Here is a 15,204-nt window from a genome sequence, read left to right as displayed (position 1 = left end):
AGACCCACCAGCGCGTCCACCCCTCGTTGCCCAGCAACCGAGGGGTTTTTTGTTGAGTACGACGTGACCACCCCCAGCACAGACAAGGAACGACTCGGATGAGTGAGCAGCAGGGCTCGGGCGAGACCATCACCGGAGCACAGAGCCTGGTCCGGTCGCTGGAGGCGGCCGGGGTCACCGACATCTTCGGCATCCCCGGCGGCGCCATCCTCCCGGCGTACGACCCGCTGATGGACAGCAGCATCCGGCACATCCTCGTCCGCCACGAGCAGGGGGCCGGCCACGCCGCCCAGGGCTATGCGGCGGCGTCCGGCAAGGTCGGCGTCTGCATGGCGACGTCCGGACCGGGGGCGACCAACCTGGTCACCCCGCTCGCCGACGCCCACATGGACTCGCTCCCGATGGTCGCGATCACCGGGCAGGTCGGCGCCTCGCTGATCGGGACGGACGCCTTCCAGGAGGCCGACATCCGCGGCATCACGATGCCGATCACCAAGCACAGCTTCCTGGTCACCGATCCTGCGGAGATCCCGACCAAGATCGCCGAGGCCTTCCACATCGCCTCGACCGGTCGTCCCGGGCCGGTCCTGGTCGACGTCACCAAGTCCGCGCTCCAGTCGGGTACGTCGTTCCAGTGGCCCACCGAGCTCAACCTGCCCGGCTACCGCCCGGTGACCCGGCCCCACGCCAAGCAGATCCGCGAGGCGGCCCGGCTCATCCTCGAGTCGCGCAAGCCGGTCCTCTACGTCGGCGGCGGCACCATCCGCTCGGGTGCCTCGAAGGAGCTGGCGGTCCTCGCCGAGCTCACCGGCATCCCGGTCGTGACCACGCTGATGGCGCGCGGCGCCTTCCCCGACAGCCACCCGCAGCACCTGGGCATGCCCGGCATGCACGGCACCGTGGCGGCCGTCGCGGCGCTGCAGAAGAGCGACCTCATCATCAGCCTCGGCGCCCGCTTCGACGACCGGGTCACCGGCAACCTCGACTCGTTCGCGCCCGGCGCCAAGGTGATCCACGCCGACATCGACCCGGCCGAGATCGGCAAGAACCGCCACGCCGACGTCCCGATCGTGGGCGACGTGCGCGAGGTGCTCGTCGACCTCATCACCACGCTGCGCACCGAGCAGGAGGCCGGCCGGACCGGCGACTACGAGGGCTGGGTGGCGTTCTGCGCCGGGGTCAAGAAGCAGTACCCCCTCGGCTACGAGGCCCCCGCCGAGGGCCTCGCCCCGCAGTACGTCCTCGAGCGCCTCGGTGCCATCTCCGGTCCCGGCACGATCTACACCGCCGGTGTCGGCCAGCACCAGATGTGGGCCGCGCACTTCGTCGGCTACGAGACGCCCAACACCTGGATCAACTCCGGTGGCCTGGGCACGATGGGCTTCTCGGTCCCGGCCGCGATGGGCGCCAAGGTCGCCATGCCCGACCACACCGTGTGGTCGGTCGACGGCGACGGCTGCTTCCAGATGACCAACCAGGAGCTCGCCACCTGCGCGATCAACAACATCCCGATCAAGGTCGCGGTCATCAACAACGAGTCGCTCGGCATGGTCCGGCAGTGGCAGACGCTGTTCTACAACAGCCGCTACTCCAACACCGACCTGCACTCCAAGCGGATCCCGGACTTCGTCAAGCTCGCCGACGCCTACGGCTGCGTGGGGCTCTCCTGCGACTCGCCCGCCGACGTCGACGCCACCATCGCCAAGGCGATGGAGATCAACGACGTCCCCGTCGTGGTCGACTTCCGGGTGCACCGTGACGCCATGGTCTGGCCGATGGTCGCCGCGGGCACCAGCAATGACGACATCAAGTACGCGCGCGACCTCGCGCCCCAGTTCGACGAGGACGATCTGTGATGGCCAAGCACACCCTGTCGGTCCTCGTCGAGGACAAGCCCGGCGTCCTGGCCCGGATCTCGGCGCTGTTCAGCCGCCGCGGCTTCAACATCGAGTCGCTCGCGGTCGGCCCGACCGAGCACGACGAGATCTCCCGGATGACCATCGTGGTCAACGTGGACTCCTCGCCCCTCGAGCAGGTGACCAAGCAGCTCAACAAGCTGGTCGAGGTCATCAAGATCGTCGAGCTCGACCCGACCGCCTCGGTCGCGCGCGAGCTCGTCCTGGTCAAGGTCGGCGCCACCGCGGACAACCGCGGCGAGGTGCTCGACGTCGTCCAGCTGTTCAAGGCCAAGGTCATCGACGTCTCCGCCGACGCCGTGACCATGCAGATCGTCGGCAACGACGGCAAGATCGCCGACTTCCTGCGCGTGCTCGAGCCCTTCGGGATCCGCGAGCTCGTGCAGTCCGGCATGGTGGCCATCGGCCGCGGGTCGCGCTCGATCTCCGAGCGCAGCAAGCCCGTCGCCGTCCCGGTGCCGCCGGCCGCCAACGACTGAAATTCCCACCACCCCAACCAGCAAGGAGTAGCCACCAGTGGCTGAGATCTACTACGACGACGACGCTGACCTGTCCCTGATCCAGGGCAAGCACGTCGCGGTCATCGGTTACGGCAGCCAGGGCCACGCCCACGCGCTCAACCTCCGCGACTCGGGCGTCGACGTCCGCGTCGGCCTGCCCGAGGGCTCCAAGAGCCGTCCCAAGGCCGAGGAGGAGGGCCTGCGCGTCCTCACCCCGCGCGAGGCCGCGGAGGAGGCCGACGTCATCGTCATCCTCGCTCCCGACCAGTTCCAGCGGCACCTGTACGCCGACGAGATCGCCCCCGCGCTCACCGAGGGTGACACCCTGGTCTTCGGCCACGGCTTCAACATCCGCTTCGGCTACATCAAGCCCCCGGCCGGCGTGGACGTCGTCCTCGTCGCCCCGAAGGCCCCGGGCCACACCGTGCGCCGCGAGTACGTCGCGGGTCGCGGCATCCCGGACATCATCGCGGTCGAGCAGGACGCCTCGGGCCAGGCCTGGGACCTCACCAAGTCCTACGCGAAGGCGATCGGCGGCACCCGCGCCGGCGTCATCAAGACCACCTTCACCGAGGAGACCGAGACCGACCTGTTCGGTGAGCAGGCCGTCCTCTGCGGTGGCGTCTCGCACCTGGTCCAGGCCGGCTTCGAGACCCTCACCGAGGCGGGCTACCAGCCCGAGATCGCCTACTTCGAGGTGCTCCACGAGCTCAAGCTGATCGTCGACCTCATGTGGGAGGGCGGCATCGCCAAGCAGCGCTGGTCGGTCTCCGACACCGCCGAGTACGGCGACTACGTCTCGGGCCCCCGCGTGGTCACCCCGGCCGTCAAGGAGTCGATGCAGACCATCCTGGCTGAGATCCAGAACGGCGCCTTCGCCGAGCGGTTCATCGCCGACCAGGACAACGGCGGCGCCGAGTTCCTCAAGCTCCGCGAGGAGGAGGCGGGTCACTCGATCGAGGCGACCGGCAAGGCGCTGCGCGCGCACTTCTCCTGGAAGCAGGTCGACGACGACTACACCGAGGGCACGGCCGCGCGCTGACCTGACCTCGCCCACCGCGTCGCTCCGAACGGGCGGACCTGGTCGCACCTCGTGCGGCCGGGCCGCCCGTTCGGCGTCTCCGGCTCAGCCGCTCAGCGCCCCGCCGCTCGGCGGCTCAGCGCCCCGCCGCCGCCAGCTCGAGCTGGGCCCCGAGCGCCCGGTGCAGCGCCCCGGCCGACTCGGTCGTCAGCACCAGCCGGGGCCGCGGCGCCTCCAGCGCCTCGACCACCAACCAGGTCAGGTCGTCGCCGACGTGGCGCCCCACCCGGACCCCGAGCGTGGTCGCCGCGAGCGTGGCGGTGAGGGGGACCGCCTCACCGCTGCCCGCGACCGCGGGCACGAGCTCCGCCTCGCTCTGGTGGTAGCGATCGTCGGGATGGTCCTCCTCCCGGTGCTCGCGCGTGCACCAGCGCGGGCAGGGCTCCTCGAGCCAGCTCGGTCGCCGTACCGTCATCGTCACCGCCCCCCACGTCCATCGCCATCGTGTCCCGGGACCCTACGACGAACCACGGACAGAACCCCCTTGCCGCCCCTCGGTCGTCCACAGCCGGCCGGTCCGGCGCCCGAAAGACCACATCAGTATGGTCGTCCCTGCATGGTCATCCGGGAATGATGACAGGCGTGGCGGATCCGGATCTTCACGTCGACCTCGTCTGGGGGCCCTACGCCCGCGCCCTCGGCATCAACCTCCAGCGGGCCCGCGCGGCCCGGCGCCTGAGCCAGGAGGAGGTCGCCCGCCGGGCCGGCATCTCCGGCTACACCTACTACAAGTACGAGCAGGGGCGCTCGCGCCCGGACACCCCGATGAACCCCCAGCTGCGGGTGCTGCTCGCGCTCTGCCAGGTGCTCGAGGTGCCGCTCACCGACCTGCTCCCGCCCGACTGCCCGGACCTGCGCGCGGGCGCCTAGACCCGCCCTAGGTACGCCCTAGCCGCTGACCGCCAGCAGCACCGCCCCGCCGCCGACCAGCGCGACCCCGACCCACTGCAGGCCCGAGAGCCGCTCGCCGAGCAGGGTGACCCCGAAGATCGCGACCAGGACGACGCTGAGCTTGTCCACCGGCGCGACCAGGGCGGCGTCCCCGATCTTGAGCGCGCGGAAGTAGCAGATCCACGACGCCCCGGTGGCCAGCCCGGAGAGCACGAGGAACACCCACGTCCGCGTCCCGATCTGGCTGAGCCCCCCGGTGTGCAGCTTGCCGAGCGCGAGCAGGATCAGCCCGAGCGTGACCAGGATGACCACGGTCCGCACGAACGTCGCCACGTCGGAGTCGACGTCCTTGACCCCCACCTTGGCGAAGATCGCGGTCAGGGCGGCGAAGGCCGCCGACAGCAGTGCCCAGAACCACCAGGCCGACGTCAGGTCCATGCTCCACCTCCGGGGTCGAAGGCGAACCTACTCCGATCCGGCTCAGTGCAGCGCCAGCGTGACCGAGGTCCCCTTCGCGGCCGCGTCGGTGGTGGCCACCTGGTCGCCGTACGGCCCGGACGCGACCGGGCCCGCGGTGTCGGCCACCAGCTGGTCGGCGTGCCCGCCCCCGGTCCCGATCAGCCGCTGGCGCACGGTGGCCCCGGCCGGTTCGGTGAACGTCGTGGTTGTCGAGGAGCGGTCGGCCCACACGGTCACCACCCAGTTGCCGGGCGAGACGACCGACGGGCTGCGGTGCGCCGTGGTGGCCGTGGTCTCGCCGCTCCCGGCCAGCGCCGCGACCGGCCCGCCGGGATCGGTGCCGGAGTAGGCGAGCACGGTGAGGGTCGCCTTGACGGCCGTGGTCCCGAAGGAGACCGTCACGTTGCGCCCGGCGTCGTCCGCCGCGGCCACCCGCTGCCACACGACGGTCGTCATCGCGTCCGTGGTGGCGGGCGCGCCGACCTGGGTCCACCCCGGCGGCGCCGCCGGTACGACGGTCGTGCCCGCCGAGACGACCGCGATCAGCCCGTCGCCGGCCTGGGCGCTCGCCGGCACCGGGGTCACGATGCTCGTCGCGTTGGTGACCTTGCCGGTGGCGTCGCGGAAGCCGATCGTGCTGGCCGGGGCGGCGATCGTGACCGGCTGGACGAGCGCGGTGCTCGCGCCGTCGTCGTCGGTCACGGTGAGCGTGACCTGGTAGGTCCCGGGCGCGGAGTAGACGTGGTCGGGCTGGGCACCGGTGCCGGTGCCGCCGTCCCCGAAGGTCCAGGCCCACGAGGTGACCGTGCCGTCGGCGTCGTCCGAGGCCCGGCCGTCGAAGCCGCAGGTCTGACCGGTGCAGGCCGAGGTGAACGCGGCGGTGGGCGCCTGGTTGGCCAGCGGCCCGAGGAAGACCGTCCCGCTCGACCACTGCGGGTTGGTGTCGACGCCGCCGCCGGTGATCTTGGTCCAGCCGCCGCTCGCGATGCCGTCGGTGACCGGCATGCTCCACAGGTCGTTCGTGGTCATCCCCGCCCACAGCTTGCCGTCGGCGTAGAAGAGGTTGCGGGCGTCGCGCAGGAGGGGAAAGCCCGACGACGGGACGCTGAACTCCGCGGCGCCGACGACCATGCTGTCGGGGGAGAACCACCGCCAGAACACCTTGCTGTTGCCCGAGCGCGTGTAGTACAGCCGGTGGTTGGCGTAGGCCATGCCGGTCACGCCCGAGAGCTGGCCGTAGAGGGTGGGCACCCGGCCGCGGTAGGTCGCCGTACCGCCGCTGCTGACGACATCGCTCCACACCGGGTCGTTGTAGGGGTCGATCACGGTGTCGGGACCGAAGGCGGTGCCGTTGAACGTGCGGTAGTGCAGCTTGTTGTCGGTCGCGCCGTAGACCAGCTTGGAGCCGATCATGAAGGCGCCGCGCACGCTGTTCCAGTTGGCCCCGCCCGTGGTGGTCACCGTGGCCGGCACGGTCGCCGTCGTCCCGGTGAACTGGCGGGTGGTCACCGTGTTCTGGGAGAGCCGGTAGAGGCTGCGCGGCAGCACCGGGTCCGGCTCCGCGACCGGCGCGGTGCCGCCGTCGACGGGGAAGAACGCGAGCCGCGCGCGGTAGTACTGGCGGTTGCCGATGTACTCGGTGTCGCTGCCGACGTAGAGCCCGTTGTCGGTGGCGAGCAGCTCCTCGGCGCCGTCGCCGCGCGGGTGCCGCCCGGGGTTCCAGGCCAGCGGCATGCCGTTGGCCGGGTCGAGCGCGGCCAGGCCGGGCCGCGGCACCTGGCCGGCCTGCTGGTCGGCGCCGCTCTGGATGGCGTTCATCCACTTCTGGTGGCCACCGACGTAGACCGCGTTGTCGGCCACGGCGACCGAGAGCAGCGAGTCCTGGCCGGTCGCGGCCTGCCAGGTGGGCTCGACGGCGGTCCCGGTCGCGGCGACGTCGAAGCGCGAGGCGGAGTCGCACAGCGTGCCGTTGTAGCCCGCGCCGCTCGCGGCGATCACGAAGTAGGTGCTGTCGGGGGAGAAGTCGACGTCGCGGACGTAGGAGTCGAAGGCGTTCTTCTGGCAGGCCGGCGTGTAGCGCTGGGTCGCCCACGTGGGGTCGACGTAGGCGTTGTCGGGCCCGAGCCGCAGGAGCGCGACCTGGTCGCGGTCGAGGCCGTCGGCGTGCTTGAAGTTGCCGATCGCGACCAAGCGCGTGCCGTCGGGGCTGGCCGCCAGCTTGGCGACGCCGACCGGGGCCTTCGCCGTACCGGAGGGCCAGTTGTGGTTGGTGTCGACGGCGACCTTGAGGTAGTCGTCGACGGCTCCGGTGGTGGCGTCCAGCGAGGCCAGGCCGGCCCGGGGCAGTGTCGCGACGGTGGTGAAGCTGCCGGCCAGGAGCAGCCGGTTCCCGACCAGGGCGAGGTCGAGGACGCTGCCGTTGGGGCTCGGGTTCTTGAACGCGGTGACCAGCGCGCCGGTGCTCGTGTCGATCTTGATGACGTTGCGGACCTTGGTGGTCCCGGCGAGCTTGAACGTGCCGGCGACGTAGAGCGCACTGCCGTCGGGGGACGGGACCACCGCGACGACGCTGCCGTCGAGCGCGGGCTTGAACGTCTGGTCGACCAGGCCGGTCACCCGGTCGTACGCGAACAGGTACGGCGTCGCGAGCTGCGCGCTCGTCCCGGAGTTCTGCGTCGTGGTGAACGTGCCGCCCACGAACACCTTGCGGCCGACCTCGGCGATGGCCAGCGTCTTGCCGTCGAGGATGTTCGGCGTGGTCGCCGGCACTGCCGACGGGATCAGCCGGTGGTGGGCGGGCTGCGCCGTGGCCGGCGGTCCCGCGGCGCCGGTCGCGAGGAGAGCGGCCACCACGGCCGCGACGAGCAGGAAGATCCGGACGTGGTGGTGTCGACGTCGCACAGTTGCCCCCAGGTGAGTCGGTCGAGACAGCACGAGATTCGCACCAAACACCGGGGCGCGACTCACCGATTTGGGGCAACTACGACGACGGCCCGCCCTGCATCGCAGGACGGGCCGCCGGTGGGGGTGGAGGAGTGGCTACTTGACCTCGGAGCGCAGCACCAGCCGCAGGCCGAGGAGGAGCGGGAGCGCGATCCACAGCACGGAGGTCAGGCCCAGCTGGGCCCACTCCTGGCCGCTCAGCCCGCCGTCGAAGAGCAGGAACCGGGTCTGGTTGAGGTCGAACCAGCCGGCGTTGTCGGCCCACCAGTCCTGGGCGGAGGCCAGCGCGCCGGACAGCGTCGGCAGCACCAGGATGACCACGAAGTACCCGACGATCGCCGCGGGGGAGTTGCGGAACAGCAGGCCCAGCGCGAAGCCGAGCAGCATCCCGAGCTCGTTGGCGAGCACGATCTGGGCGAAGGTGCCGGCCGAGATGTTCCAGACCGCGTCGTTGCCGGTGATCATCGCGGTGAGCAGGTTGCCGAGCGCGCCGACGCCGAGGGCGATGACCATCGAGACCAGGCCGATGGCCAAGGTGTTGAGCACCTTCGCGCTGAGCACCCGGCTGCGGTGGGGGACCAGCGTGAACGTCGTCAGCGCGGTGCGCTGGCTCCACTCGCTGGTCACCGCGAGGACGCCGATGATCGGCAGCACGATCGACATGGGGGAGCCGATCGCCGCGGCGAAGTCCTCGAAGTCGAGGGTGTCGCGGTTGCCGAGGATGACCGTGAGGGCGGTGGCGATGACCGAGGTGATGACGATGCTGGCCATCAGCCAGAAGCCCGAGCGGGTGTCGAACATCTTGCGCAGCTCGACCCGGAGCACCCGGCGGAACGGGGTGGGGGCGGGCACCGGACGGGTCCGGGTGGCGGTGGGGGCGACGTCGGGGACGGCGTCCACGGTGGTGGCGGTCATGCCGCTGCTCCTTCGGGGTTCGTGGTGTGGCTGACGACGTCGCGCTGGCTCTCGGCGGTGAGCGCCAGGAACATCTCCTCCAGGCCGGCGCCGTCGGCGGCGCGCAGTTCGGTGACGGCGATGCCGGCGGCGAACGCGGCCTGGCCCACGCGGGTCAGGTCGGCCTCGGCGAGCACGGCGCCGCCGGAGGTGGGCCGCGCGGCGATGCCGGCGGCGGTGAGCGCGGCGGCCAGGCTGCCGCCGTCCGCGGCACGGACGAGCGTGCCGGCACCGGCCAGCAGCTCCTCCTTGGTGCCCTGCGCGACGATCCGGCCGTTGCCGATGACCACCAGGTCGTCGGCGATGACCTCGATCTCGTGCAGGAGGTGCGAGGAGAGCAGCACGGTGCCGCCCTGGTCGGCGAAGTCGCGCAGCAGGTCGCGCATCCAGCGGATGCCGGCCGGGTCGAGTCCGTTGGCGGGCTCGTCGAGGATGAGCACCTCCGGGTCGCCCATCAGCGCGGTGCCGATGCCGAGCCGCTGGCGCATGCCGAGGGAGTAGTTGCGCACCCGGCGGCTGGCCTCGTCCGGCGTGAGGCTGACCCGCTCGAGCATCTCGTCGACCCGGGTCCGGGGCAGGCCCATGGTCAGCGCGGCGATGGTCAGGATCTCCCGGCCGGTGCGCCCCGCGTGCTGGGCGGAGGCGTCGAGGAGGACGCCGACCTCGCGGCCGGGGTCGGGCAGCTCGGCGAACCGGCGACCGAGCACGCGGACCTCGCCGCTGCCCGGACCGGTCAGGCCGACCATGACCCGCATGGTGGTGGACTTGCCGGCCCCGTTGGGCCCGAGGAAGCCGGTGACCCGGCCGGGCCGTGCGGTGAACGACACGTCGTCGACGGCGGTGAAGCTGCCGTAGGACTTGGAGAGGGACTCGACGGTGATCATGGGCCTCAGCCTGTCCGCGGGGGGCCTCCCGCCGCTTCCGGCAGATCCCTTGACCTGCCCCTGACGCCGCCCCGGGGTCCCCTAGGGGGTGACCGGGGAAGCATTCAGGGGTCCGCGGCGTTGGGCCCGTCGTGCGTATCGAGATCTGGGCCGACGTCGTGTGTCCGTGGTGCTACATCGGCAAGCGCCGCTTGGAGAACGCCCTGGCGGACTTCGAGCACCGCGACGACGTCGAGCTCGTCTACCGCTCCTACGAGCTGGACCCCTTCGCCCCCGAGGTCGGCACCGAGTCCACCGTGACCGTGCTCGGCCGCAAGTTCGGCGCCGACGAGGCCGGCACGCGCGAGATGATGGCGCGCGCCGACGAGGTCGCCGCCGCCGAGGGCCTCCACTTCTCCCACGCCGACGCGCTCCACGCGCGCACCCTGACGGCGCACCGCCTGCTGCACCTCGCGAAGTCGGTGGGCCGGCAGGAGGCGCTGCTCGAGGAGCTCCTCGCGGCGTACTTCACGCGGGGGGAGTCGCTCGGCGACCACGACGTGCTGCGCCGTGCAGCCGCGGCGGCCGGCCTCGACGCGACGCGCGTGGACGAGGTGCTGAGCAGCACGGAGTACCGCGACGACGTCATGGCCGACGTCGCCCAGGCCCAGGCGTACGGCTCGTCCGGCGTACCGTTCTTCGTGGTCGACGGCCGCTACGGCATCTCCGGCGCGCAGCCGACCGAGCTGTTCGCCCAGGCGCTGCAGCAGGCGTGGGAGACCCGCGAGAGCGCCTGAGCGCCTAGGGGAGCAGCAGCACGACCGTCTCGGCGACGCAGGCCGGCTTGTCCTCGCCCTCGATCTCGACCGTGTGCCGCACCGTCAGCTGCTTGCCGCTGGGGATGTCGACGACCTCACCCATCTGCACGTGCAGCCGGATGCGCTTGCCGACCAGCAGCGGGTGGGGGAAGCGGACCTTGTTGACGCCGTAGTTGAGCTTGGCGCCCGGCGTGCGCAGGGTGAAGACCTGGCTGCCCAGCCACGGCACCAGCGACAGCGTCAGGTAGCCGTGCGCGATCGTCCCCCCGAACGGCCCTTCCTTGGCCCGCTCCAGGTCGACGTGGATCCACTGGTGGTCACCGGTCGCGTCGGCGAACTGGTTGACGCGGCGCTGGTCGACGGTGACCCAGTCACTGGCTCCCAGGTCGGTCCCGGCCGCCTCGGCGACCTCCTCGAACGTCGTGAAAACCCGCATGGCAGTGACTCCTTCGTCGCCGGCAACCGTTACCGCCGACCTTAGCCGGATCGGACGGACGCGCCGACAGACGGAGGTGCTCCGGACGTGGCGGCAGGCTGGGCTCGGCGGTGGCGCTCATGTCCGACCTGGTGCTCAGCTGGTCGCGTCTGCCCGACGCGACCGGCAACCGTGCTCGGCCCTGCGTCGTGGCCTTCCTCGACGGCTTGTCGGTGCCGCAGGTGGATGCGGTGGTGGCCGCCGTCGAGGAGACGTCCGTGGCGAGTCCGGCCGACACGGTCGCGCTCGTCGTCGATCAGCGGCTGCTGGACGGCGCGAGCGCGAGCTCCTGGGACCGGGATCGCCCGGCGGTCGGTCTCGCAACGAGGCGCGACGCCCCGTCAGGCGGGTCGCATTAGGCAAGGCTAACCATGCGGAGTACGCTCGCCGTTTGTGCTCGCCAACTTCCTGATCGGACTGCGCGAAGGCCTCGAGGCCGCGCTGGTGGTCAGCATCCTCGTGGCGTACCTGGTCAAGTCCGGGCGCCGTGAGCTGCTGCCCCGGATCTGGGCGGGGGTCGCGCTGGCCGTGGCGATCTCGCTCGCGTTCGGCGCCACCTTGACCTTCGGCCCGCGCGGGCTGACGTTCGAGGCGCAGGAGGCGATCGGGGGCGGTCTCTCGATCCTGGCCGTGGTCTTCGTGACGTGGATGATCTTCTGGATGTCCAACGCCGCGCGCGGGCTCGGGTCCGAGCTGCGCGGTCAGATCGACCGGGCGGCGGACGCCGGGCGCTGGTCGCTGGCGTTCGTTGCGATGCTCGCGGTGGGCCGTGAGGGTCTGGAGACGGCGCTCTTCCTCTGGGCGGCGACCAAGGCGGGCACGCGCGAGGACATCGGGACCGTCACGCCGACCTGGGAGCCGCTGCTCGGGGCCCTGCTCGGTCTGCTCGTCGCGGTGGCGCTCGGCTACCTGATCTACCGGGGCGCGATCCGCCTCAACCTCAGCGTCTTCTTCACCTGGACGGGCGCGTTCCTCATCATCGTGGCCGGCGGCGTCCTCGCCTACGGCGTCCACGACCTGCAGGAGGCCGGCATCCTGCCCGGCCTGCACGACCTCGCCTTCGACGTCTCGTCGGCGATCCCGCCGTCCTCCTGGTACGGCACCCTGCTCAAGGGCATCTTCAACTTCTCGCCGGCCACGACCAAGCTCGAGGCCCTCGTCTGGACGCTGTACGTCGTCCCGGTCGGCGCGATCTTCCTCCTCCGCACCCGCACCCGGACCCGGACGCCTCGTCCGGCCCCTCAGTCTCAGGAGCACTGATCCATGCGCAAGACCCTGCTCGCCTCGATCGCGGCCCTCGCCGTCGTCCCGGCCCTCGCCGCCTGCACCGAGAACGCCTCGGACAAGGACGGCGCCAAGGGGGGCAACGAGCGTGCCCTCACCGTCACCTCCAGCGCCGACGGGTGCGAGGTCTCGGCCGGCAAGGCGCCGGCGGGGACGCTGACCTTCGACGTGACCAACACCGGCTCCGACGTCACCGAGTTCTACCTGCTGGGCAGCGACGGGCTGCGGATCGTGGGTGAGGTCGAGAACATCGGGCCGAGCCTGACCAAGAAGCTCACCGTCAACGCTCCGGCCGGCGAGTACTTCACCGCCTGCAAGCCGGGCATGGTGGGCGAGGGCATCCGGGCGGCGTTCACCGTCGACCCGTCCGACGACGAGCAGAAGACGAGCGCCTCGGACCAGGAGCTCATCGACCAGGCCCAGGCCAACTACCGTGCCTACGTGCAGGACCAGTCCGGCCAGCTGCTGGAGAAGACCCAGCAGTTCGTCGACCTCTACGAGGCCGGCAAGGACGACGAGGCCCGCACGCTCTACCCGGACGCCCGCGTCCACTGGGAGCGCATCGAGACCGTCGCGGAGTCGTTCGGCGACCTCGACCCGCTGACCGACGCGCGCGAGGCGGACGTCGACTTCGCCGCCGGTGAGAAGTGGACCGGCTGGCACCGCATCGAGAAGGACCTGTGGCCGCCGGCCAAGGGCTACCAGACGCTGGCCCCGGCCGAGCGCAAGACGTTCGGCGACGACCTGCTCAAGAACGTCACCGAGCTCAACCGCCGCATCCAGGCCACCGGCGCCGACGCGCTGACCTACCCGATCGACGCGATCGCCAACGGCTCGATCGGCCTGCTCGAGGAGGTCGCGACCGGCAAGATCACCGGCGAGGAGGAGGCCTGGTCGCACACCGACCTGTGGGACTTCCAGGCCAACGTCGACGGCGCCCGGGTCGCGTACGAGGGCGTGCAGCCGCTCCTGGAGAGCAAGGACGCCGCGCTCGCCACCGAGCTGACCACCAAGTTCGCCGCGCTCCAGAAGCTCCTCGACCAGCACAAGTCGGGCGACGGCTTCGTGCTCTACACCGAGCTCACCAAGCCCCAGGTCCGCGAGCTGTCGGACGCCGTGAACGCCCTGTCCGAGCCGCTGTCGCGGCTGACCGCGGCGGTGACTTCCTGACCGGCGGGTCGCGCGTCAGCCGGCGCGGTCTCCTCGGCGGCGGCGTGGCCGCCGCCGGGGCCGCCGGCGCGTTCGCGGTGGGGCGTGCCACCGCCCCCGACGGTACGACGGCCGCGGCGGCCGGCTCGACGACGTACCCCTTCCGGGGGGTGCGGCAGGCCGGCATCGTCACGCCCGCGCAGGACCGGCTCCACTTCGTCGCGCTCGACGTCACCACCGACGACCGCGACGCGCTGGTGCGCCTGCTGACGGCGTGGACCGAGGCCGCCGAGCGGATGACCCAGGGCGGCTCGGCCGGCCCGGTCGGACCGGTCGAGGGCGCCGCCGACGCGCCCCCGGACGACACCGGCGAGGCGATCGGGCTGCCGGCCAGCGGGCTGACCATCACGTTCGGCTTCGGCCCGTCGCTGTTCCGCGACGCCGACGGCAACGACCGCTTCGGCATCGCCGATCGCCGTCCGGCCGCCCTCGAGCCGCTGCCGCTGTTCTCCGCCGACGTGCTCGACCCCGCCCGCAGCGGCGGTGACCTGTGCATCCAGGCCTGCGCGGACGACCCGCAGGTCGCCGTGCACGCGATCCGCAACCTGGTCCGGATCGGCTTCGGCACCACCGCGGTGCGCTGGTCCCAGCTGGGCTTCGGCCGCACCTCGACCACCTCGACGAGCCAGTCCACCCCGCGCAACCTGTTCGGGTTCAAGGACGGCACCGCCAACATCAAGGCCGAGGAGGGACCCGCCCTCGACGAGCACGTGTGGGTCGCCGAGGACGACGACCCGGCCGCGGCCTGGCTGAGCGGCGGCTCCTACCTCGTCGCCCGCCGGATCAACATGACCATCGAGGTCTGGGACCGCCAGTCGCTCGACGCCCAGGAGCAGTTCGTCGGGCGCACCAAGGGCAGCGGTGCGCCGCTCTCGGGTGGCAAGGAGTTCACCGAGCCCGACTTCGGCATCAAGGGCAGCGCCGGCCCGCTCATCCCGGTCGACGCGCACGTGCGCGTCGTGCACCCCGACCAGTTCGACGGGGTCCGGATGCTGCGCCGCGGCTACAACTTCGTCGACGGCAGCAATGACGTCGGCGGTCTCGACGCCGGGCTGTTCTTCATCGCCTACGTCCGCGACCCGCGCACCCACTTCATCCCGCTGCAGCGGGCGATGTCGAAGTCGGACGCGCTGATGGAGTACCTGCGGTTCACCAGCTCGGCACTGTTCGCCGTGCCGCCGGGCGTCGGCAAGGGCGAGTACGTCGGTCAGGCGCTGTTCGCCTGATCCGCCTGCTCGTGCACGACGACGTCGTCGCCGAGCGGCCGGGTGATCGACCACTGCGCCCGGAAGGTGCAGGTGGCGATCTTCCACGCGCCGTCCTCGCGGCGGTACTCGTCGGCGTACTCGCCGCTGAGGACGCGCTCGACGCCCTGGGCCAGGTCGACCTGGCGGAAGCGCAGGGTCCAGGAGCCGGTGGCGTGACCGGCGTCGAGGACCGCGATGTCGGGGTGCACGCCGTGGTGCATGTCGAGGATGACGTGGCGCCCGTCCTGGGGATCGCGCTCCAGGGCGATCTTCGCGAAGACCGCGGCCATGCCGTCGGCGTCGGTCCGGCCGAGGTCGCCGTAGTCGAGGGAGGAGCCCGTCGCGACGAAGCAGGAGCGGAACGCGGCGGGGTCCTTGGCGTCGCAGGCACGGAAGTAGCGGTGCTTGACCGCCTCGATGGCGGCGACCGCCTCGAGACGGGCGAGCCGGGCGGAGATGTCGTCGGGCATGGCGGCGACCGTACGAAGGGTCCACGGTGGTCGGGGACCTGCTCCCGGAGGGCGGGATCGAGTATCGTGGACGGCACGCACAGCGCCGTGCCGC

General features: G+C 71.6%; 16 protein-coding genes. 9 read left to right on the top strand and 7 right to left on the bottom strand.

The window, feature by feature from the left end; translation table 11 throughout:
• Window positions 1-98: 98 nt before the first annotated feature.
• The 3 genes from CCO04_RS27365 to ilvC are packed head-to-tail and all read left to right on the top strand — an operon-like array spanning window position 99 to window position 3,458.
• Window positions 99-1,856: an acetolactate synthase large subunit gene (locus CCO04_RS27365; RefSeq protein ID WP_215817342.1), complete on the top strand. Its 1,758-nt coding sequence runs from the start codon at window positions 99-101 to the stop codon at window positions 1,854-1,856.
• The gene (gene ilvN / locus CCO04_RS27360) at window positions 1,856-2,395 is read left to right on the top strand and encodes an acetolactate synthase small subunit (protein ID WP_215817341.1); all 540 of its coding nucleotides are present in this window, start codon (window positions 1,856-1,858) and stop codon (window positions 2,393-2,395) included. Before CCO04_RS27365 ends, ilvN begins: the two co-directional genes overlap by 1 nt.
• 37 nt (window positions 2,396-2,432) lie before the next feature.
• On the top strand, window positions 2,433-3,458 hold the full coding sequence (gene ilvC, locus CCO04_RS27355; RefSeq protein ID WP_215817340.1) for a ketol-acid reductoisomerase: 1,026 nt from the start codon (window positions 2,433-2,435) through the stop codon (window positions 3,456-3,458).
• A 115-nt stretch (window positions 3,459-3,573) separates the two neighbouring features.
• Here the strand turns inward: ilvC and CCO04_RS27350 are convergent, their stop codons facing one another.
• Window positions 3,574-3,912, bottom strand: coding sequence for a hypothetical protein (locus CCO04_RS27350; RefSeq protein WP_215817339.1), 339 nt, complete (start codon window positions 3,910-3,912; stop codon window positions 3,574-3,576).
• Window positions 3,913-4,079: 167 nt separating this feature from the next.
• On the opposite strand from CCO04_RS27350, the gene CCO04_RS27345 reads away from it, so the two are divergent.
• Complete coding sequence (locus tag CCO04_RS27345) at window positions 4,080-4,367, top strand: helix-turn-helix transcriptional regulator (RefSeq protein ID WP_308281580.1); 288 nt, start codon at window positions 4,080-4,082, stop codon at window positions 4,365-4,367.
• A gap of 18 nt (window positions 4,368-4,385) precedes the next feature.
• Here the strand turns inward: CCO04_RS27345 and CCO04_RS27340 are convergent, their stop codons facing one another.
• The 4 genes from CCO04_RS27340 to CCO04_RS27325 all read right to left on the bottom strand — a co-directional run bounded on the left by CCO04_RS27340 (window position 4,386) and on the right by CCO04_RS27325 (window position 9,628).
• Window positions 4,386-4,826 carry an EamA family transporter gene (locus CCO04_RS27340; RefSeq protein WP_252373959.1) on the bottom strand — a complete coding sequence of 147 codons (441 nt, stop codon included), beginning with the start codon at window positions 4,824-4,826 and terminating at the stop codon, window positions 4,386-4,388.
• A 42-nt stretch (window positions 4,827-4,868) separates the two neighbouring features.
• Window positions 4,869-7,748 carry a PKD domain-containing protein gene (locus CCO04_RS30035; RefSeq protein WP_215817337.1) on the bottom strand — a complete coding sequence of 960 codons (2,880 nt, stop codon included), beginning with the start codon at window positions 7,746-7,748 and terminating at the stop codon, window positions 4,869-4,871.
• Window positions 7,749-7,886: 138 nt separating this feature from the next.
• Window positions 7,887-8,705, bottom strand: a complete 819-nt coding sequence (locus tag CCO04_RS27330) for an ABC transporter permease (protein WP_215817336.1) — start codon at window positions 8,703-8,705, stop codon at window positions 7,887-7,889.
• The gene (locus CCO04_RS27325; RefSeq protein WP_215817335.1) at window positions 8,702-9,628 is read right to left on the bottom strand and encodes an ABC transporter ATP-binding protein; all 927 of its coding nucleotides are present in this window, start codon (window positions 9,626-9,628) and stop codon (window positions 8,702-8,704) included. Before CCO04_RS27325 ends, CCO04_RS27330 begins: the two co-directional genes overlap by 4 nt.
• Window positions 9,629-9,759: 131 nt before the next feature.
• Here CCO04_RS27325 and CCO04_RS27320 point away from each other — a divergent pair, with 131 nt between their 5' ends.
• Window positions 9,760-10,404, top strand: a complete 645-nt coding sequence (locus CCO04_RS27320) for a DsbA family protein (RefSeq protein ID WP_215817334.1) — start codon at window positions 9,760-9,762, stop codon at window positions 10,402-10,404.
• Window positions 10,405-10,408: 4 nt separating this feature from the next.
• Here CCO04_RS27320 and CCO04_RS27315 read toward each other — a convergent pair whose 3' ends face one another.
• Window positions 10,409-10,861, bottom strand: coding sequence for a MaoC family dehydratase (locus CCO04_RS27315; protein WP_215817333.1), 453 nt, complete (start codon window positions 10,859-10,861; stop codon window positions 10,409-10,411).
• Between the two features lie 119 nt (window positions 10,862-10,980).
• Between CCO04_RS27315 and CCO04_RS27310 the strand changes: the two genes are divergently transcribed.
• The 4 genes from CCO04_RS27310 to efeB are packed head-to-tail and all read left to right on the top strand — an operon-like array spanning window position 10,981 to window position 14,619.
• Window positions 10,981-11,259 (top strand): hypothetical protein, encoded by a 279-nt coding sequence (locus CCO04_RS27310; protein WP_215817332.1) that lies wholly within the window; start codon window positions 10,981-10,983, stop codon window positions 11,257-11,259.
• Window positions 11,260-11,293: 34 nt separating this feature from the next.
• The gene (gene efeU / locus CCO04_RS27305) at window positions 11,294-12,160 is read left to right on the top strand and encodes an iron uptake transporter permease EfeU (protein WP_215817331.1); all 867 of its coding nucleotides are present in this window, start codon (window positions 11,294-11,296) and stop codon (window positions 12,158-12,160) included.
• Between the two features lie 3 nt (window positions 12,161-12,163).
• Window positions 12,164-13,354, top strand: coding sequence for an iron uptake system protein EfeO (efeO, locus tag CCO04_RS27300; protein WP_215817330.1), 1,191 nt, complete (start codon window positions 12,164-12,166; stop codon window positions 13,352-13,354).
• A gap of 44 nt (window positions 13,355-13,398) precedes the next feature.
• On the top strand, window positions 13,399-14,619 hold the full coding sequence (gene efeB, locus CCO04_RS27295) for an iron uptake transporter deferrochelatase/peroxidase subunit (RefSeq protein ID WP_308281577.1): 1,221 nt from the start codon (window positions 13,399-13,401) through the stop codon (window positions 14,617-14,619).
• Here efeB and CCO04_RS27290 read toward each other — a convergent pair.
• Window positions 14,601-15,110 carry a nuclear transport factor 2 family protein gene (locus tag CCO04_RS27290; protein ID WP_215817368.1) on the bottom strand — a complete coding sequence of 170 codons (510 nt, stop codon included), beginning with the start codon at window positions 15,108-15,110 and terminating at the stop codon, window positions 14,601-14,603. The two genes, efeB and CCO04_RS27290, sit on opposite strands and share 19 nt — an antisense overlap.
• Window positions 15,111-15,204: the final 94 nt, after the last annotated feature.

This window comes from Pimelobacter sp. 30-1 (assembly GCF_018831735.1).
Classification (GTDB): Bacteria; Actinomycetota; Actinomycetes; order Propionibacteriales; family Nocardioidaceae; genus Nocardioides.
This window is presented reverse-complemented; position numbering and strand designations above follow the sequence as displayed.